This window comes from Bacillus sp. NPDC077411 (assembly GCF_044543425.1).
GTDB lineage: Bacteria > Bacillota > Bacilli > Bacillales > Bacillaceae_G > Bacillus_A > Bacillus_A bruguierae.
Map to the genome: position 1 here is coordinate 346,154 of NZ_JBITWA010000001.1, position 20,222 is coordinate 366,375.

19 protein-coding genes are annotated in these 20,222 nt (G+C 36.8%); 5 read left to right on the top strand and 14 right to left on the bottom strand.

Annotated features, from left to right (window positions below):
• Positions 1–177 precede the first annotated feature (177 nt).
• Positions 178–2,220, top strand: a complete 2,043-nt coding sequence (locus ACIGHG_RS01785; protein ID WP_396546892.1) for an ATP-dependent helicase — start codon at positions 178–180, stop codon at positions 2,218–2,220.
• 450 nt (positions 2,221–2,670) lie between these two features.
• On the opposite strand, the gene ACIGHG_RS01790 is transcribed toward ACIGHG_RS01785, so the two are convergent.
• Positions 2,671–2,847 (bottom strand): cytochrome C oxidase subunit III, encoded by a 177-nt coding sequence (locus ACIGHG_RS01790; RefSeq protein ID WP_396546894.1) that lies wholly within the window; start codon positions 2,845–2,847, stop codon positions 2,671–2,673.
• Positions 2,848–2,911: 64 nt separating this feature from the next.
• The gene (locus tag ACIGHG_RS01795) at positions 2,912–3,271 is read right to left on the bottom strand and encodes a DUF1360 domain-containing protein (RefSeq protein WP_090915097.1); all 360 of its coding nucleotides are present in this window, start codon (positions 3,269–3,271) and stop codon (positions 2,912–2,914) included.
• A gap of 130 nt (positions 3,272–3,401) precedes the next feature.
• On the opposite strand from ACIGHG_RS01795, the gene ACIGHG_RS01800 reads away from it, so the two are divergent.
• Positions 3,402–3,824: a CotY/CotZ family spore coat protein gene (locus tag ACIGHG_RS01800; RefSeq protein ID WP_090915096.1), complete on the top strand. Its 423-nt coding sequence runs from the start codon at positions 3,402–3,404 to the stop codon at positions 3,822–3,824.
• Positions 3,825–3,876: 52 nt separating this feature from the next.
• Here the strand turns inward: ACIGHG_RS01800 and ACIGHG_RS01805 are convergent, their stop codons facing one another.
• Positions 3,877–4,404, bottom strand: coding sequence for a CotO family spore coat protein (locus ACIGHG_RS01805; protein WP_336472134.1), 528 nt, complete (start codon positions 4,402–4,404; stop codon positions 3,877–3,879).
• A gap of 52 nt (positions 4,405–4,456) precedes the next feature.
• Positions 4,457–5,245 (bottom strand): glycosyltransferase, encoded by a 789-nt coding sequence (locus ACIGHG_RS01810; protein WP_396547183.1) that lies wholly within the window; start codon positions 5,243–5,245, stop codon positions 4,457–4,459.
• A gap of 314 nt (positions 5,246–5,559) precedes the next feature.
• Between ACIGHG_RS01810 and ACIGHG_RS01815 the strand changes: the two genes are divergently transcribed.
• Positions 5,560–6,522, top strand: a complete 963-nt coding sequence (locus ACIGHG_RS01815) for a GDP-mannose 4,6-dehydratase (RefSeq protein WP_336472136.1) — start codon at positions 5,560–5,562, stop codon at positions 6,520–6,522.
• Between the two features lie 95 nt (positions 6,523–6,617).
• On the opposite strand, the gene ACIGHG_RS01820 is transcribed toward ACIGHG_RS01815, so the two are convergent.
• From ACIGHG_RS01820 to ACIGHG_RS01850, 7 genes are all read right to left on the bottom strand, one after another.
• Positions 6,618–7,319: a GT-D fold domain-containing protein gene (locus tag ACIGHG_RS01820; protein WP_396546897.1), complete on the bottom strand. Its 702-nt coding sequence runs from the start codon at positions 7,317–7,319 to the stop codon at positions 6,618–6,620.
• 62 nt (positions 7,320–7,381) lie between these two features.
• Complete coding sequence (locus ACIGHG_RS01825) at positions 7,382–8,380, bottom strand: glycosyltransferase family 2 protein (RefSeq protein WP_336472138.1); 999 nt, start codon at positions 8,378–8,380, stop codon at positions 7,382–7,384.
• A 204-nt stretch (positions 8,381–8,584) separates the two neighbouring features.
• Complete coding sequence (galE, locus tag ACIGHG_RS01830) at positions 8,585–9,571, bottom strand: UDP-glucose 4-epimerase GalE (protein ID WP_336472139.1); 987 nt, start codon at positions 9,569–9,571, stop codon at positions 8,585–8,587.
• A 30-nt stretch (positions 9,572–9,601) separates the two neighbouring features.
• Positions 9,602–10,729 (bottom strand): glycosyltransferase family 2 protein, encoded by a 1,128-nt coding sequence (locus ACIGHG_RS01835; protein ID WP_396546900.1) that lies wholly within the window; start codon positions 10,727–10,729, stop codon positions 9,602–9,604.
• A 578-nt stretch (positions 10,730–11,307) separates the two neighbouring features.
• Positions 11,308–12,588 carry a UDP-glucose dehydrogenase family protein gene (locus ACIGHG_RS01840; RefSeq protein WP_336472141.1) on the bottom strand — a complete coding sequence of 427 codons (1,281 nt, stop codon included), beginning with the start codon at positions 12,586–12,588 and terminating at the stop codon, positions 11,308–11,310.
• 33 nt (positions 12,589–12,621) lie between these two features.
• The gene (locus tag ACIGHG_RS01845) at positions 12,622–13,428 is read right to left on the bottom strand and encodes a UTP--glucose-1-phosphate uridylyltransferase (RefSeq protein WP_336472142.1); all 807 of its coding nucleotides are present in this window, start codon (positions 13,426–13,428) and stop codon (positions 12,622–12,624) included.
• Positions 13,429–13,833: 405 nt separating this feature from the next.
• Positions 13,834–14,061 carry a hypothetical protein gene (locus ACIGHG_RS01850; protein WP_090915076.1) on the bottom strand — a complete coding sequence of 76 codons (228 nt, stop codon included), beginning with the start codon at positions 14,059–14,061 and terminating at the stop codon, positions 13,834–13,836.
• Between the two features lie 669 nt (positions 14,062–14,730).
• Between ACIGHG_RS01850 and ACIGHG_RS01855 the strand changes: the two genes are divergently transcribed.
• Positions 14,731–15,861, top strand: coding sequence for an alpha-helical endospore appendage domain-containing protein (locus tag ACIGHG_RS01855; protein ID WP_396546902.1), 1,131 nt, complete (start codon positions 14,731–14,733; stop codon positions 15,859–15,861).
• 314 nt (positions 15,862–16,175) lie between these two features.
• Positions 16,176–16,826, top strand: coding sequence for an FkbM family methyltransferase (locus ACIGHG_RS01860; RefSeq protein ID WP_336472144.1), 651 nt, complete (start codon positions 16,176–16,178; stop codon positions 16,824–16,826).
• Between the two features lie 116 nt (positions 16,827–16,942).
• Here ACIGHG_RS01860 and ACIGHG_RS01865 read toward each other — a convergent pair whose 3' ends face one another.
• The 3 genes from ACIGHG_RS01865 to ACIGHG_RS01875 all read right to left on the bottom strand — a co-directional run bounded on the left by ACIGHG_RS01865 (position 16,943) and on the right by ACIGHG_RS01875 (position 20,192).
• Positions 16,943–17,692, bottom strand: coding sequence for a TIGR04325 family methyltransferase (locus ACIGHG_RS01865; RefSeq protein WP_396546904.1), 750 nt, complete (start codon positions 17,690–17,692; stop codon positions 16,943–16,945).
• A 444-nt stretch (positions 17,693–18,136) separates the two neighbouring features.
• Positions 18,137–18,925 carry a hypothetical protein gene (locus ACIGHG_RS01870; RefSeq protein WP_396546906.1) on the bottom strand — a complete coding sequence of 263 codons (789 nt, stop codon included), beginning with the start codon at positions 18,923–18,925 and terminating at the stop codon, positions 18,137–18,139.
• 133 nt (positions 18,926–19,058) lie between these two features.
• Positions 19,059–20,192, bottom strand: a complete 1,134-nt coding sequence (locus tag ACIGHG_RS01875) for a DegT/DnrJ/EryC1/StrS family aminotransferase (RefSeq protein WP_336472147.1) — start codon at positions 20,190–20,192, stop codon at positions 19,059–19,061.
• Positions 20,193–20,222 lie beyond the last annotated feature (30 nt).

A 20,222-nucleotide genomic window follows, 5' to 3' on the forward strand; every position in this document is an offset into this window, starting at 1 on the left:
GGGCAGGAAAAGGCACTGACCGCTTCTACGCACGGCCAGTTCCTCTCTCCCTCCCTAAAAAGAAAAGGTTTTTTTCAATATATATTCATCCAAATTACTATCTCACTTTTTTACATTGCCATTTCCCTTATCTTCCGATAAAGTTATAAGTTGATGCTACTTATTGAAGGTGAAATTATGAATAAGGAAAATTTTTCGCAAAAATCATTAACACATTCGAATATACCTCGCGCAATTTATCATATTCCGAAAACATCTACTGACTTAGTTCATCAAAACGATACGGATGTTACTTATTTTCGCGCTCTTGAAAAACAAGGAATATATTTAAATGAAAAGCAATTAGAAGCTGTTCGTCAGACTGAAGGGCCCGTTCTTACATTAGCTGGTGCTGGCAGCGGAAAAACGTCTGTCTTAACAACGCGCGTTGGCTATTTAGTCAATGTAAAAGGTGTTCATCCGCGCAATATATTACTGCTTACATTTACGCAAAAAGCAGCGGAAGAAATTCGAAGCCGCGTAGCAACATTACCTGGTATGACACCCGCAGCGAGCCAATATCTTGTTGCTGGAACATTCCACTCTGTTTTCTTAAAGTTACTTCGCAGCCAAGGATACAACCAACAAATTTTAGCAAATGAAAAGCATAAACAAATTATTATCAAGAAGATTTTAAAAGAACTTCGTTTAAAAGATGACTATGATGCGGAAAGTATGCTAGCAATGATTTCACTTGAAAAGAATAAATTAAATAGACCGAAAGATGTACAAGCTAAAACACCTGTGGAACGTGAATTTCAAGAAGTGTATCAGCGCTATGAAGACGTAAAGCAAAGTCACAGTTATTTAGATTTTGATGATATTTTACTTGAAACATTCTATTTACTAGAAAATAATGCAGCATTATTAACACAGCTGCAACGGCGCTTTCACTATATTGAAGTCGATGAATTTCAAGATACATCATACGCCCAGTATGAAATTGTAAAACTATTAGCAGCACCGCAAAACAACTTATTTATCGCAGGGGATGACGATCAAGCGATCTACGGCTGGCGCGGAGCTAGTCATCAAATTATCCTTTCTTTCCCAAAGGAATTTGATGATACAACCATTATTACTTTAAATACAAACTATCGCTCCAATCCATACATTGTCGGGCTTGGTAATGAAGTCATTAAGCTGAATCAAGAACGATTTAACAAAGAATTGTCCACCGTTCACGAAGAAGGAATACAGCCATATTATTCAAGGCCCGCAACAACATTAGATGAAGCAAATCAAGTGCTGCAACTCATTCAAGATAAAGTAGCAAGCGGCCAACGGCGCTATACAGATTTTTGTTTATTATACCGGACGCATTCCGTAAGCCGTTCCTTACTCGATCAGCTTACTATTCATAAGATTCCTTTCATCAAATACGGGGCAAGCCAATCGTTTTATGAACACTCGCTCATTAAACCTGTATTAGATCAATTACGGTTAGCCTTTGAACCATTTCGCATAGAATCACTCGCAAGCATTTTACCGACAATGTATATCGGGCGCGATGAATGTATATCATTTATTGAACGAGAACAATGGAAATACGGTGAAGGTCGCTTCCCTTCCCTCTTACATTTTCTTTTACTCAATCCAAATTTAAAATCCTTCCAAGTAAAGAAAATTAATGACCGTATTGATTTCATAAAGTTTATTAAAGAACTTGAGCCAAAAAATGCATTAAAAGAAATCATTAAAGGAAAAGGACAGTATTTAGAATATTTGCAGAGCAATGACCGCTCTTCTTTTACAATGCAAAAAGAAATACAAGAAGAAATGCTAGAAGAACTCATAGAATCTGCAAGTCGCTTTTCCGATATTCCATCCTATTTAGAATTTGTCAACACAGCGATACAAAGTCAAAAAGAAATGGAAGCATTAAAAACACGAACGCAGCAAGATGCTGTCTCGCTTATGTCTATTCATAACGCCAAAGGACTTGAGTTCCCATGTGTTTTCTTACTAGGTGCAAGCGACGGGATATTACCGCATTCCTCATCCTTAAAAGATGCAAAAGACCGCGTTACTGACACTTCGGAAGCATTAGAGGAAGAACGACGCTTAGCATATGTTGCTATTACTCGTGCAAAAGAAGAATTGTACATTTCTTCCCCGCAGTTTTTTAGAGGAAAGAAACTTGATGTTTCTAGGTTTTTATCCCGTATTAGTGGGCAGTAATACTCCCACCTCAAAATTAGACGAAAGCATTGTCCAGCTCCAGTGGCTAGAATGTTCGGTGGCTTCGCTTCTTCCTACGAGGTAAAAAATCCCTCTACGTCAGAAGCTCCATCCTCCTCACATTCTGAACGAGCCACTTCCGCTTTTCTTAAGAAGTTAGGTGGGAGATAAACGGCTGGCATGCGCCCGATTGGGAGGGCTAATAATCAGTGGGGATGAAGAACTCCCCCCACTGATTAAAGTTTCACTTTATTTTTGACAAGGAATGACTTACAAAAAACAAAATCACAAATGAAATGATATCTGCCTGAAACGCCACTACATGACACTTTCTGAAATGCAATCTTTCAAAACAAAAAATACCCTGTTTTTCCTTATTTAAAGGATAAAACAGGGTATTTTTTGTTCAACAGCGGACCCGTTATTTACATATTTTATTACTTTGGATATTTATTTTTTCTTCCCGCCGCAGTTACAACCTTTTTTCTTCACATATCCTTGCTGTTCCAGTTGCTGTTGTATTTGCTGCTGCTCTTGCTGTTTCTTTTGCATTTGTTGCTGCAGTTGATACCAATATTCAAGATTATTATACGGATCAGGTTGCTGATAATTGGCCATTGCAAGCATCTCCTCTATTTTTTAACACTCGCTTTATTATATGAACAACCATTCTGTTTCGTTCCTTCATTCCTCACTCTTCTATCAATCGACTAATAACTGTCTCAATAATTGCTGCAACTCCAGCAATTGCTAACAATACAATAATTGGCTCGATTACTTTTGGTATCATATAATAACATAACAATAAAAAAGCGCTAGCCCACACCCCCGTACACCAATAACAACTTAACAATTCACCAATCCATTTCCGTAAACCCGTTCCTTTTATTTTCGTATACGTTGAAACCGTACCATCTGGCTCCGCAATCTGCAATTCTTCAATGAAAGGCGCACGTATAAAAGACGTAATCTTATCATAGACAAACAGACGTGTTAACCGAAAGACTGCAAACGAGAAAATAAAAAACATAAGCCAGCTCTCAAAAATCAAGTTCCTCATCTCTCCTCAGAAGAAGTTATGCCTATTTCCAAAAAGACAAGCTTAGGATAGTAACCAATTCACACTCGTTTCAATATTCTATTAATGTAAAAGTAAAAATAAATGATAAGGAGTGGACTACATGGGTTGTAATGACAAACACAGCAACTCTAAAAATGTTGGCTGCGTATGTGATGTTGTAAAGTTTATTGATGAGTTACAGTCAGCATGCGATGATCTTACCTGCACTTCAAGTTGCTTAAACCCTATGCTAGGTATGCCATCTAGCGGCATGAGAGCTAATACAAGAGTGTTTTCTTTATACACCGAAGATGGTACCCTATTTGAAGCAGAATTCTTAACAACGAATTGTACTAGAGACTCTTCAGAATTTTTCCGCGTAGAAAGCGTAGATGACTGCTGCGCTGTATTACGAGTGTTAACATTACAAGATGGAAGCTTAGGCATGTGTAGGTTTGAAAAAACAGACCAATGTATTATTGTTGACCTAAATCGTTTCCTTGCAATTGCATGCATTGAAGATACTTTTATCCCAGGCGTTTAATAATGTAAACTTAAAAACTATAAGCGGTAGAATTTTTCTACCGCTTTTCTATTTACTCTAATCCTTTCAGTTGTATGGTCACAATATCCGCAAGTTCTATCATAATAGCACTAAAGTAAGTACTACTTCTCATTTTCAAAACATTTTTTTCAAATGATAGGATATATCCAATATATATATCCTTCTTTGTTCTAACTATACACTGGGCATTAGGAATATAATGTGGTCTATTTACTATATAATTAATTTTTTCTACGTTGGTCATTTGTGAAAAAAGTTTCTTTTTCACTCCCTCACTCTCTACTTCTACTTCACTATCAACTGAAATACTTTCTTTTTCATCCTGAAAAAGTATTTCTTCTACTTGTGCCTTTGTTTCTTCACTTTTCGCTTCTGAATTAGAGGTATTTACTAAACTTTCCTTTTTATTTTTAGTTTTCTTTTTCTTCGCTAAGTCTAATTGATGTTGTTTGATGACAAAAACCTTTTGCATCCCCCCCACTGGTTGTGAGGATTTTGGTTGGGTAGTATAAAGAAGTGGCGGTTGTTCTAAAGAAAAACTTTTCTCCTTCCTCATCATTTTCCCTCCTCTGCTCGACTTACTGTTCTTTTTTACAAGCACCTACATATAGTTACTTAAAGATATCCTTTGGACTGCACTCAACATATTCTTGAAAATTATTGATTCTTTTCAGCGCTATTGATTTCGGAAAAAGTTTATGTTCTTGAAATGTAGAAGTATGATGATGGATGTTAGGATAACGAATATACACATAGTTATATTTAGAAGTGCTAAATAATTTAAAACCTCTATTTAAACAAGCCTTCAAGAAAAGCGTATCCTCTCCATCATTTACTTTTTCAAACATTACATTTGGAAATATTTCCTTTTTAAATACAAAAGTAGCACCTACTAAATATTTTTCATATAATTCTTCTTCCCGGTATAACTCAATAAACTCTTTCTTTTCGTTAAAAAGAGTTAATACTTGATTACTAAGATAATAAATAAAGATCGTACTCTTTCCAATCATATCTGCACCACTTACTTGTAATCCCTTCATTGCTTCTTCTAAATAATACGGGGAGTAATAATCATCGTCATCAAATTTTGCAATATACTCGTATTTAGCCTTCGGAATAGCGAAGTTATAGCACTCTCCAAGAGTAATACTATTTTCCAGTTGAAAAACACGAACATTTTCACTCTCCTGCGCTTTTTTCCGCCAATTGTCTATATCCATAGCATCATCATTCAATATAATAATTAATTCTTTGTCCTTATACCGTTGCCGCTTATAATTATTAAAAACATTCTCACAAAAATGTTTACGCTTTGTAACCGTAATAATTGAGACGATAAATTCCCCCCCTTTATTATTTATCCCGCTATTCGTGGGCAGTAAGCCCCCCCCTCGGATGGAATTTTCACTTTATTACCCTATAGGGCCATACATTCCTAAACAAACCGCGTTTATAATATCATACGAATCACATGCATCGTATATTCCAAAAACCTCCCAGAACGTTCCATTCCATCGTTCATATACTATATTGATGAATTGTTTTACAGCTAATAAAGTGAGACTTCCATTAGTGGAGATGAATGGAACCAATCGGGATTTACAGGCAGTTTATCTCCCCTTTAACTTCTTTACTTCCTGCACAGAACCTTACTGCCCGCAAGTAGTAAGATAAAACATACGTTTATACACAACGGCACGAGGTGAACAAATTGACAAAAACAGTTGTGATTACTGGAGTGGCTGGTTTTCTTGGCTCTTATTTAGCCAAGACACTTTTGAATACAAATGGAATTTTCATAATAGGATTAGATAATTTATCTACCGGAAATATGGAAAACTTGCAAGAAATCATTCATAATAGTAATTTCAAATTTCTAAAAGCTGACGTATCATCATCCGATATTTTACAGCTAGTATCACTATTATCAGCAGATGAAATCTATCACCTTGCTTCTCCTGCTTCTCCAAAATTTTATCAATCTACTCCATTAGATACGATAGATGTAAATATATCTGGTACAAAAAATATGCTAGAACTTGCAAAACGAACCAATGCAAAAATTGTATATACAAGTACAAGTGAAGCTTATGGAGACCCTGAAGTTCATCCTCAACATGAAACATATAGAGGAAATGTAAATACATGGGGACCAAGAGCTTGTTATGATGAATCGAAACGAATGGGAGAAGTTCTATGTTATTTATACCATTCTCTTTACAACGTTTCTGTTAAAGTAGCTAGAATCTTTAATACGTATTCAGCCGGATTACGAAATGATGATGGAAGAGTTATCTCCAACTTTGTAACACAGGCACTAAATGGAAAAGACATTACTGTATACGGAGACGGTTTACAAACACGCTCATTTTGTTATGTAACAGATACAATTGCAGGACTTATGTTAATGATGGAGAAGGATGCAGCAAACGGAGAAATAATTAATATTGGAAATCCTATAGAATATACAATTATAGATGTAGCATATTTAGCGAAGGACCTCACAAAATCATCGAGTTTAATTTCTTTTCATCCATTACCACAAGATGATCCAAAACAAAGAAGACCGAGTATTGAAAAAGCTAAGAAAATTTTAGGATGGGAACCTCGGATCAGTTTAGAAAAAGGGTTACAGCTTACAATTGATGCATATAAAAAGAAACTTAATTTATAGTAGAAAGCAGCTTATCTTTATAAGAAAAGCTGCTTTCTACTTATTGAGACCCATTTGACATTCCATATGTTGCAATAGAATGATTTGAAACATCCCTAATTCTGCTGATTCTTCCACTGTTTAAATATTTCATTAAAATCAAAGCTATCTCCATCAATGACCATATCAAGTGCGTGGCCGAAATCGATAACGATTCGCCCTGTTGAATTGGCTAGCATTGGTGTTAAGATAGTCGCTGGTATACCTGCAGATAGTAAAGCAATGTCCCAATCATTGCTCTTTGATAAATATTGATGCAATTCCCCTATATGATTTGTTCCTTCTAATGGTAAAGCAATAGTTACATTCACATGTTTTTCTTGAAAATACGGTATGGCTTCTTGTGCACGTCTACCAATAATAGCTATCTTTTTATTTTGAAGGAGTTCCCAAAACTTTTGTTCCTTTATCATTTCATGCGTTACCCAGACTGAGCATATTATTTTAGGAACAAAGCGTAGGTGATGGAGCAATTTTTTAGTATTCCCATACCAAAAATCCCCACTATCTTCACAGTCCTGCCTAATTAGCCCTGTCACATTTGTTGTTTGAAGAGATTTTAATACCTTTCTTGCTGTAGATTCAATAGTCCCATTAAAACCGTTATATAATCGAAGATCATTCATTAAATGAAATAATTCCCGATTACACTTCCGACTTAAACAAGAAATTTCTGCATGTGAAAATCGGGTCAATGAAAATGCCTCTTTCTTATTTATCGCTTCCTCTAAAATACCAAGTACTTCATAAGTACTCAAAAACTTATGTTGATAACTATGACAATTGCATGACACGGAATCACCTCAATAATCATTTTTTATTACAGATCACCACTATAAAATTCGAAAATGTTTCGATTATATTCCATTCCATACCTTTTTAACGACCTAATCAGTCCATGCTTATGAACGGTACTATCTAATAAAATCACTCCGTCTAATTCCCCTCTTTTGAACCACGACTTGAGCTGTGGGAGATAACTTCTTTCCTTCTTATAAATCATTAATGGAATTTCAAGTGATGATTTTGACTGCTCTACAAATAATTCACAGCCTATTTTACTTCCAACCACAACAAATTTTGGATAATCCTCCCTATAGTTATAAATTGTATTTCGAACATATTTTGAAAATGAGTAAAATAATTCTTTCACTGTTTCATGCATATTCTTATTAGATAGCGATTCATTATATCTTCGGTAGTAATAAAGTACTTCAGGAACATTTTCTATTCGGCCTAACGTAATGAGCCTAGTCCATAAATCATAATCATAAGCAATTTTTAAGTTAGCATCATATTTTCCAGCTGTCACATAAGCGTTTCTTGAAAACATTACACTTCCATGAGTTAATGGACAACCATGATATAAAATAGAAGCTATGTCAGAATCCACCGTAATGCAATTTCTTCCCATCTCAAAGTATTGAAGCTCATTCTCCAATACTTGATTATCACCTGAGATACACTTAATCCAAGAACCTATTGCAATTAGATCAGGACGTTTTGAAAGGTAAGCAACTTGTGTTTCTAGACGGTTAGAAACACTTATATCGTCCGCATCATGAATTGCAATCCATTCCCCGTTTGCATGCTCAATACCTATGTTAAGTGCCTGAGCTGCTCCATGATTACTCGAAAGATGTATTATTTTGACTCTAGGATCTGTAATTTCATCTAAAATCTTTGAAGTATCATCCGTTGAAGCATCATTAATTATAATCAATTCGTAATACTCATATGATTGTGAAAGGATGCTGTTAATTGCTTCTTGTATAAAATACTCACCATTATAAACAGCCATTACAACAGATACAAACATTAAGCAGCTCCCCTTACATTTAATAGACTAAAAGAATTTTCCCTAATCCTTATCAGACTATGTTTTAAACAAGATGAATGACAGGGCTTTTGTCCGTTAAAACCAGTTTTGTATCAACATCTGTCATTCACATAGGCTTATCTTAAATTCCAGTAAACAAAAAGGGGTGCCGAAGAGAGGTCATGATAAAATCATGTCTAAATCTCAGTTGTTATACCCATCCGGATTATTCCTATGCCATTGCCATGCAGAACGAAGCATGTCTTCTAAAGAATACTTAGGCACCCAGCCGAGTTCCTCACCAATCTTTTTTGCGGATGCAACTAAATAAGGAGGATCTCCTTCTCTTCTTTCCTCATATACAATGGTTGCTTTCTTATTTGTTAATCTCTCACACTCTTCAATAATCTGTTTAACCGAATACCCTTTATTATTACCTATGTTGTAAACTTTCCCTACAGATGAGGAATTTAGCAATGCTTGCAGCGATAATATATGTGCCTCTACCAAATCAAGTACATGGATATAATCACGTATACAAGTTCCATCCACAGTACGAAAGTCATTCCCAAATACAGCTATATGTTTTGATTTTCCCAACAGGTGCAAAAAAATATTCGGAATAAGATGTGTTTCAGGGTCATGATGTTCCCCGATTCGACCAGAAAAATCAGCGCCCGCAACGTTAAAGTAACGAAGAATTATATACTCTAATCCGCATACTTTAAAGCAATCATCTATCATTTGTTCAACAATTAATTTAGAACGTCCGTATGGATTAATCGGAGATGGAGGAGATTCTTCATTCAAGAATTCGGTTTCAGCCAATCCATATGTAGCACAAGTAGAGGAAAAAATTATCTTCTTAATGTTATTCTTTATCATTACCTTTAATAAGTGAAAGGTATTTATAACATTGTTCTCATAATATTCAAGCGGTTTGGATATGGATTCGCCAACTAGGCAGCTTGCGGCAAAATGCATAACAACTTCAATATTGTATTGAGTAAAAATTCGTTCCAAAAGCATACAGTCCCCTATATTACCTTCTACAAATACAGCTCTCATATCCACCGAGTGACGATGCCCTGTCGAAAGGTTGTCAATAACCAATACATGATATCCTCTATCTAATAATTCTTTTACTGCATGACTGCCTATATAGCCGGCTCCACCTAAAACTAGTATCATATGCTCACCTTCTTTTCTGAATACATATTGCTATTCAATCCTAAAAATATGCTTATTCATTTTTAATCCTTTATGAATAAGTTTTTTCATGAAACGATTCGATTGATAATCATTCATTACCAGTACACCATCGTTGATCCCTTCATTCAACAACCCCTTAAATCCCCATTCCTTCATTTTTCTGCTAGGATTAATATACCTTTGAACATTCATATCGACATGAGGAGCAATATTTTCCTTGAAAAATTCACATTTATTTCGAGATGCCACTACGATGACATTAGGACTCTCATTATGAAGATATCCTTTATTGCGATAGATGACATCTCGTATACCCGCTGTTGTAGCCAATAATAATTCTTTATTTACTTCAGCAGGGTTACCATGACTAAGAGAATCAGGGAGAACACGATAGTAATACAACACCTTAGGTATCTTTTCAAATGGTGCAATTTCAAACATCCGGAACCATAGGTCGCGGTCGTACACTATTTTAAAGAGGGGATTATACCCACCCAAGCGGCAGAACACTTCTTTTGAAAACATGACTGAACCATGGCATACATAACATGTCAAAAATCTTGACGTATAAACTTCTTCTTTAGATAATACCTTGTTGAAATGGAACTCATGGGCATACAAAAGTTTTTCTGACACAGGTTTCTTTCCTGCTATTCCTTTAACAAAAGAACTTACTCCAATAGCTTGGGGATGACTTGTTAAATAATCGATCTGTTCCTCCAGTCTCGTTGGAGCACTCATATCATCGGCGTCTTGGACAGCAATCCATTTCCCCTCTGCTTGATTGATTCCTTGATTGAGGCAGAACGCAGCCCCATAATTTCTTTCTAAATGCATCACTCTGACTCTTGTATCTTGTACAGCATCTAACATTTCCTTTGTCCTGTCTGTCGATCCATCATTCACAATGATGTATTCAAATTCTGTATATGTTTGATTCAAAATGCTCTCAATGCATTCCTGAAGGTACTCTTCTCCGTTGTAAACAGCTGTTACTACGGAAACTAGCATGACATTCTCCCCCTTCTTTAAAATATATAAATACAAATTAAAAATCGATATAAAAACCCTCTTTCTTTTTAGGCGGGCAAGAGCATCTGGCCATGCATAGAAGCGGTCAGGGTCTTTTTCTTTCACATGCAAGGTTTAAAACAAAAGGAGAAAGCAAGTAATGGTCATGTTGTATTCTGCGTAGCAACGACTTATAAAGAAAAGCGGAAGCAGCTCGCTCAGAACAAGAGGAGGATGGAGCTTCTGACATAGAGGCGCTTTTTGCCTCGGCGGAAGACGCGAAGCCACCGACTGTTCTAACCGCTGGAGCTGGATCATAAAGAAAAGCGGAGCCGACTGTTTAGGCCCGTTGGCTAAGGTTCTTTCACACAGAAGTTGTTTTTTACCTTCTCGTGTGGAAGGTTCTTAGACATGAAGGCTTAGGAGGCAAAACTAGACAAAGATGTTGAAAAATTAAAATGGATTTATATAGATTAACAATAAAGTGAAACTTCCATCAGTTTGGATTTTCTTCATCCCCCACTGATGAAAAGCCCGCCCAACCGAGCTTTTACGGGATAAACCCCAAATAAAAACGTTCATTTAATAGATAAATAGATTTTTATTTTTTTATAAGAATAACGGACTGTTTCCATTAAATTTGAAGTATACAACCTATACTGGTTTAACAATTCCTTATCCTTCCATAGCCACTCTTGTATACATTAAGGATACGCAACGCCTCTATAGATAAATCCTGAGTGCTTGATTTTTTCAGCGTTTAAACAATTCCTTCCGTCAAAAATAATCGGATTGGCAATCTTATCTTTTATTGTTTCCCAGGCAAAATCCTTATATTGGGACCAATCGGTACAAATTAAAACAGCATCCGCATTTGTGACTGTTTCTTCTACTGTCTCATATTGCTTGAAGCACGAAGAAGATAACGTAACCACAGGATCGTGAATTTTGATATTTACTCCTTCTTTTAATAAATAGTCAATAACAATCAAAGAAGAAGCTTCCCTTATATCATCTGTATTCGCTTTAAAAGACAGCCCTAGAATGGCAATTGTTTTCCCTTTCAAACTGCCAAGTACCTGTTTCATCTTCTCCAAAACATAAAAAGGCTGCGTTTTATTTACGTTTATAGCGCTTTTTAGAATAGATAGTGTGACTCCATATTGATTCGCTGCATCCAATAGAGCATTTACATCCTTCGGAAAACACGACCCTCCATACCCTATGCCGGCCTCTAAAAAACTTGTTCCAATCCTTTTGTCTAACCCCATTCCTTTTGCTACATCCCTAACATTTATATTCAGTCGGTCACACAATCTTGCCAGTTCATTAATATAGGAAATTTTTAATGCTAAAAACGAATTAGCTGCGTACTTAATTAACTCGGAAGCTCTTGGAGTTGTTTCTAAATAAGGAAATGACACCGCTCCGAATACTTCGCGCATTTTTTGAAAAGCTCTCTTTGTCAGAGCCCCCACAACAATACGATCAGGATGTAATGCATCATATAGCGCCGATCCTTCTCGTAAAAATTCAGGATTGGATACAACATCATATTCGTATGGGGTTATTTGGGATTCTTTAATCCATTCTGTTACCTTTTCAGCTGTCCCTACCGGAACTGTACTTTTTGTTACCACTGTTTTGTAGCCGTTCATCAGCTTTCCAATAGATTTTGCCACCTGTTCTACGTATATCAAATTGGCGCTCCCATCCTCCTTTTGCGGTGTCCCTACGCAAATATAAATAATTTCGTTATTTTGAATTCCTTTTTCTACATTTGTAGTAAATACAATATTTTTCTGTTGCAGATGCTTATTTAATAATTCTTCAAGACCTGTTTCATAAAAATGCAGTTTCCCGGCTTGTAAATTTTCAATTTTATTTGTATCCACATCCAGTCCTGTTACCCTATGACCTTGTTCAGCAAAAATCAAAGCTGTTGTAGTACCTACATAACCTGTACCAACTACTAAGATGTCCATATGTTCCTCCTTACGGCATTCATACAATTAGACTTATTTTTTCTTAAACATATAATTTAAAAGTGTCATGTACTCTTCGTTTTTCCCTAAGTCGAAACAGTCCATTTCCAGTACTTGTGCTTTAGCCTCATACTTTGTAAGCATCTTTTTTATTGCATCAGTAAGTTGAATTTCATTCCCGATTCCAGGGAGTGTCTCATTTAAAAAAGGGAAAATTTCAGGAGTAAAAACGTAGCGCCCCATTACAGCTAAATTTGAAGGAGGAGAAGTTTGAGGTTTTTCAATAATATCAGTAATATCGTATAACCCTTCAGCAAGTTCAGTACCTTTTATAACGCCATAAAGCTTTAGATCCTCTTCTTTCACGGCCTTCACGCCGATTACACTCTCTTTGTATTCATTATAAACCGCTATCGTTTTTTGGAGTGCGTTAGCTGTCTCATTTATAAAAAGTAGATCTGGAAGCAAAACGGCGAATGGTTCATTCCCTGCAAACCGCTCTGCTAAACAAACAGCATCACCCAGCCCTTTTGCATAAGATTGCCGGATGAATTGAATATGGACTTTTGGTGTTTCCAACAACGGAATCAAGTGTGACTTTTCAGCCTGACTTAGGAACATTTCCAATTCCAATGAACGATCAAAGTAGTCCATAACCATATTTTTAGAACGTGAGATGATAATCAAAATTTCCTCAATTCCCGCTTCAACCGCTTCGCGTACGATATAGTCAATTGCTGGACGCCCTGCAACGGGAAACATTTCTTTAGGCAAAACTTTCGTGATGGGAAGATTTCTTGTTCCGTATCCTGCGGCCGGTATTACAGCCTTTTTCACCAATTTACATCACCCCGCTTCCGCACATAGTAACTATATAAGCTGAATGAAATGAAAATGTAATTGCCAATCGAGTTTACGCGTCTCAAACAGAAATCCGCGTGTACAGATGTTGAAGCATTCATTTAAACTTATATAGGATCTCTAATTCCTGAATGGAACTGTCCCGCTTCGCTCCATTGTATTAATATGAGTTCTAAGTATTAATCGTCACGACATTTGCCTAAATCGATTAAAATTTTTGGGTTTTCATGCAAGAAATCTAGCAAACCTAGACATACCGATACTATCAATCTATCGAAAAAGATGGTTATGGCACAAAAAATAGAAACGGTTAACCTAAGAAAAATAAAAAAAGAAGCTTCGGGTTAAAAGGTTTCCAAAGCTTCCCTAAAATTATAATTAAGGTTAGGACAATCCTACGAAAACAACAGCAGTTGAGAGGTCGTCGTTAACATCAATTGTAAAATGAGCAACTGCTGGTTGAGTGATAGTTAAATCACCAGTTGCAGGGTCAAAGATTGTACTAGCGGTACAACTATTGCAGGCAACAGTTGTACTACCTGAACCACTAAATACATTAAATTTAAGAGTAATACAAATAGGAATTGAAACTGGATTATTAAGACATGCCAAAAAAATCCCCCCTTTTCACTCTTTATTCTTGTATAGTATGCAGAATATAAATACTAGAAAACGGCAGAAACACTAGATACTATGAAAGTGTATACTTGTCCAATAGAAAATCAACAGTCACTCTCTTCTAAAATAAATGCATCTCATCTCTTCACACTCTTTCAGTTCTTCTTAGCAATAAACAAGTAGATAGTTGGGATTCAAAGCATACAAGTTACTTTTGTGACAATACTCCTTCCTATTCACTTCAATCAATTTTGGTATAGAAACCTTAAACTAATGATAAGTAATCTATCAAATTTCAACATATTGATACTACTATTCTAAAAAGGCGCATAATCGATACGAAAAAACAAAACCTACTCAAATAAAAACATTACCAACCTGAAACTAGCCCTTTTTAGATTGCTAGCACCAGTATAGCCGAATTTCATAGATTTCTTATAACAGAACCAAAAAGGGCTCTTTTAACAAAAAAAATTTCCTTCTATCCATGGACAAATACTCATTCATTCAAACACTCATTGAATAAACTATAACTAAACAGACTTTTGTTATTTCGTTTCTTTTAACCTAGATTTATGTACATGCAACTGACAAAAGCAGAAAACCTAGGCATGCGCATAATCAATCCATTTGATAGTTTCCTACAAAAGAGGTGAACTTATATTGTCTTTTCCAATAATCCCAAATATCACACCAAATATCTCTATTAGTACTCCTCAAACAATACCATTGCTTTTGGCTTCCATTGCCTTTGAAGAATTAGCTCTAGCCCATGTTATCAATGCCCAGGCAGAGGAACTTCAATTTGTTTTAGGAACATTAGAAACCGGAATCGCACCTTCCCCTCCAGTGGTTACTTTATCCAATCTTCTTGCTATCGATTCGAGTGTTCAAAGAACCCTTCGTGACGTCATCAAGAAGGAAATGCTACTAGAGTTCAAATTTGAAAACATATTAGATCTGATTACAAACACTTCACCAGCACCAACACCAGTACTTTTAACGCAACAAATTTTTTCCTTTACAGGAGGACTTCAAACAACTACTGTCCCGCCAGGCGCAACTTCTGCAACAATCCAGGCAATAGGAGCGGCAGGTTCCCTTGGAGCTTTTTCTTCACCGTCAGGTAAAGGGGCTTTTATACAAGGTGACTTCACTGTCATATCTGGAGAACCACTAGCAATACTAGTTGGAGGTATGGACAGTAATCTAGGTGTATTGGCTGGCGGTGGTGGTGGCGGCTCCTTTATATGGAGAGGATCCGGATTTGGTGATCTTTCTCCATCAACCCTGCTGGTCGCAGCAGGCGGCGGCGGTGGTGCTGTCGATGTTGTCAACGTTGGCCAAGACGCTTCAACCTCACCAAACGGTACTACTGGTAATCCGCTTGGCGGAAATGGTGGTGCTAACGGTAACGGTGGTGCTGGTGGTACTGACACGACTTTCGGCGGCGGCGGCGGCGGTGCTGGCATCTTCTCAAATGGCGGAACTGGAAGTGCCGGTGCGGGAGGAACTGTCGGCGGTGGTGGCGGTACGAATATTATCGCTGGAGCTGATGGCGGAAGTCCCGGAACTTTCGGAGCTGATGGCGGTTTCGGCGGTGGTGGTGCTGGTGGTGCAAATGGCGGCGGTGGTGGTGGCTACAGCGGTGGTAGCGGTGGCAGCGCCCAAGCCATTGGAAGCTTCAGCGCCGGCGGTGGTGGCGGTTCATTAAATAACGGAACAAACCAAGTGAACACTGCCGGTGCCGGTACAGGAAATGGCGTAGTCGTCATTAAGTTTTTCGGGACTTAGAGTCCTCAACATGTTTATGGATATGGCTATTATCACTAATGAGGTCAGGGGAATCGGATTAAATAAGTTTTAAAAAAGTACAAAGAATCCGCTCCCCTAAAAATAATACAAATACGATTCGTGAGTTTCATTTTCAAAAGCTCGGCGGAAATATACTCTATAGCTGACCAGAAACCAACGTATCTCCAGACTTTGTGCTTAAGGCCGATGTAGAACAAATTAAAGAAAGAACACTGGAATAAAACAGAAGTTCCCTATACTAGGTTTCTAGAAAAGCAAAGATAGTGAAAATAAGGAAAGTAAAAGGTGATACTATGCAATATTATAGTCAAATTGGTCAGGATAAATATGTAAATGAAAGAATATTTCGTGGAATGGAAAATGGCTTTTTTGTTGATATTGGAGCACATGATGGGATAAGTTACAGTAATAGCTACTTTTTTGAAAAGCATAAAAACTGGAAAGGTATTTGTGTAGAGCCATTACCAGAAGTGTATCAATTATTGAGAAAAAATAGGGAGTGTATTTGTATAGAGGGAGCGATATTCTTTGAAGATGGATATCAGGACTTCTTACGAGTACAGGGGCCGACAAACACAGAAATGCTTAGTGGCCTAGTTAATGAATATGATTCCAGACATAAAAATAGAATAGACATAGAAATTCAAGGTTCTAATGGAAGTTCGGAAGTTATTAAAGTTAAAACATTTCCGTTGCAGTCGATTTTAGATACTCATAATGTTACCCATATTGATTTCTGCAGTATTGATACCGAAGGATCTGAATTGAGTGTTCTTCAATCAATCGATTTTAAAAAGGTAAAGATTGAATGTATCACAGTAGAAAATAATTACCAAACAAAAAATGTGGAAGAATATCTAACAATGCAAGGTTACAGATTAGTAGAAAAATTAGAATATGATGATATATTTCTTCATAGTCAGAGTAAGTTTTCAGTCTTGTAGTTAAGAGATTCATCTACCCCTGCCACTATACTGTTGCAGGGGTTATGATTCATGCATTTCAAACTATCACTTGCTGCTATAACGCACTGACTCTTCACATTATTCAAATCAAGCTGTTAAAGCCTTCGAAATAACATTACTTTGCTTTGAGAGTGTACACCATCCTCCAATTGATCCTTTTCGAATGAATCGGTTTCGTCTATCAGCTCGTATCGATCATTAAAAAAACTGTGAAATCGATCGTAATTAAAAAACCAGATAGGATAACTGGATTCATAGATTTCAGGTGGAACCCTCTGTACTGTAATCCGATCTGGCTGATCAATAAAAGGGGTACGGTCAAAAATAATATACTCAAACTCATAACCCATCACTTCAGACAAAACTTCATATGGATTTTCCAAACATTGAAAAACTCCAGACAATAGAATCACATCCGGACTTTCTGCGTTACAGCACTCCTCAATCCGATCATAAAATTTTAGAACATCATCTTGAAACCGTTCCCGGCCACATTCTACATAATGTTTTTGTTCGACGATGTTCCACTTTAATTTCCTTAAGTGCCTCATAAATTTTCGACATTGAAAATAAGAAGATCCCAATGACCCTCCGAAATCGAGAATACTTAGTCTTTGTCTATTTTCAGATGCAATAAAAAGCAAATACGTGAGCAAGGGATACGAGTATTGAACTTCATCAAAGAGAACAGAATCTCTCTCGTAGACGCTTTCCCCTGATTTTACTTTTAAGAGTGCATGTTTTACTTTTTCTAAAATAGCAGGATCGTCGTACCCTCTTGAATGCTGCAATGCTTCCTCCCACGATCCATAATTTCCGCAGAAACCATATTGAACTTCGGACATGTTCTTATCCCACCCTCTGTCTATGATTTTCTTTTGAGTAAAACAATTCTACTCTGGGCCCGGAACCCATCATGCAATTCACATTGTTCAAAAGAAAGACTCCGTACTGTCCACCTTATCATATTGATTCACAAAACGATTAAAATTAAAAAAACGTACAGGATAACTGATACTATATAAATCCATTTTATTTTTCCGACATATAAGTCGCTGCCGTGCAGAATACAACATGAATACTACTTGCTTTCTCCTTTTGTTTTAAGCCTTGCATGTGGTAGGAAAAGGCCCTGACCGTTTCTATGCATGGCCAGATGCTCTCGTTCCCCTCAAAAGAAAGAGGGTTTTATGTGTTTTTTAACTTGTATATAAATACTTGGGTAGATGCTCTGTTTCGCTGTAAATAAGAAAGAGAGACAAAACAAAAATCGATTTTTTCAGTGCTAACTACTTAAGAGCTCCGGTAATGTCATATTCCGAATTATCCTTAGTATAATTGTCTTTGAATTGATCGTATAACTGAACAATCATATCTATTTGCTCACGTAAAGCTTGTATATACGGGCCATAGATGAGCGATATAGCCTCTTGCGAAAGTTCATAGACTCCATAATCAAACTGATATGCGGTGTCCCATCTCAATTGATGAAAATGATAAAACACAATCGGCACTCCACAGACTTGAGGGCCATCCGTAACCTCGTACTGCTGTATGTTCCAACAAGCAACACCGCCGCCTAAGTGTTGTAAAACATGGACCCCTACAAATAAATCTGGCCATCGATCAAGATATTTTTGGTCGCCAAATTTTCCGTCTTCTACTCTGTTATAGCACCATTCCAGGCAACGATCCTCCCACCACTGCAGAACTTTAAGACCATGATTATCCGCTTTGAATGTTATAAATTGAACACAATATATACCGAATGTATCACTTTGATCATATTCTGGACTATATCTATGTTCAGTGATCATTACCGAACAATTGCTTTGGTGAAATTCGTCTAGCAGAATTGACGGCTTATTAAAAAAATACAAATCTGCATCAAGATAAGTAACCTCTTTCACGTCATAATTGTCCAGTACATGGCGGATTACATGAGGGGTACAAGTCCAACAATATTCTGCCTCCGATCGAAGTTTCTTCACCTCTTTCAATTCATCCGTTTCAAATTCATTTAGTGTAATTAACACTGCATTTTTAAGATTTAAACTTCTAAGCATCTCGTAAGCCAAATCATCAAAGCAAAATATAAAAAGCGTGAAACATTCTTCCGTCCGACATAACGAATCATACATGGTTAGGCCGCGAGTCAAATAATTCGAATTAAAGAGCGTACAGAAAGAATGCATCCATTTTTCTCTCCCTTCAAAGCTTTTTGGTGAAAAATGAGCGTACTGTTTTAATCACATGTTCTTGTTCTTCATAAAGCAATGCCGGATTCATTGGTAATGACAATATTCGATCAGCCAAATCCTCAGTTACAGATAATCGCTTGACTGGATTTGAAGAAAATGTTGTTTGTTTATGAACAGGTACCGGATAATGAATTATGGTGCCAATTCCATGTAAACGTAAGTATTCGACTAATCTATCGCGGGTCAGACGATCTTGAAGTGCTATTACACCTAAATGCCAGGCAGCCTTGCATCCTGCGCAACATTTTTGAAAAAATAGTGGTAAATCTGCAAACTCAGTACGATAAACATCCATGATTCTTGATTTCCTTTCATTCCATTTGTCTAAATAAGTTAATTTGATATTTAATATCTCAGCTTGGATTTCATCAAGACGACTATTAATGCCGTAATTTAATTGTAGATGATACCTGTCTTTCTGACCGTAATTTCGAAGTTTTTTTAAACGGCTGTCATTGTCCTTGCTTCTGCAAAAGACAGCGCCTGAATCACCTAAAGCCCCGATGTTTTTCGTCGGATAAAAACTAAATGCACCGTAATCGCCAATTGTTCCCGCATGTGCCCCATTTAACCTTGATCCATGAGCTTGCGCAGCATCTTCAACGATTATAATGTCTTCTCTTTTCATATCCCGTAACAAATTCTTTAGTTCGAATATATTTGCCATATTTCCATAGAGATGAACAGGAACGATTGCCTTCGTTTGAGTCGTAATTGAGTATGCTACTTTAGACATATCCATTACCCAAGTTTCAGGATCAATATCGACAAAAACAGGTTTTGCTCTTATCGCACAAATTGCGGCAACAGTTGGGATTGCAGTATGAGAAACGGTTATTACCTCATCACCCGCACTAATCCCTTCCGCAAGCAGAGATAATATCAATGCATCTGTGCCTGAATTACACCCTGTAACATACCCTTGATCATGACCAAGCAGATAGTATGCTAGTTCTTCTTCGAATTTTTTTACTGCCTGACCTAAAATAAATTCTCCACGATGAATAACGGTTTGCACAGCCTGGTTAATCTCATCTTCAATTTCTAAATTTATTTTCTGTAAATTAAAAAATTGGATTTTCATGATTTCCCCTCGCTTGCAAAATGTAAGGAC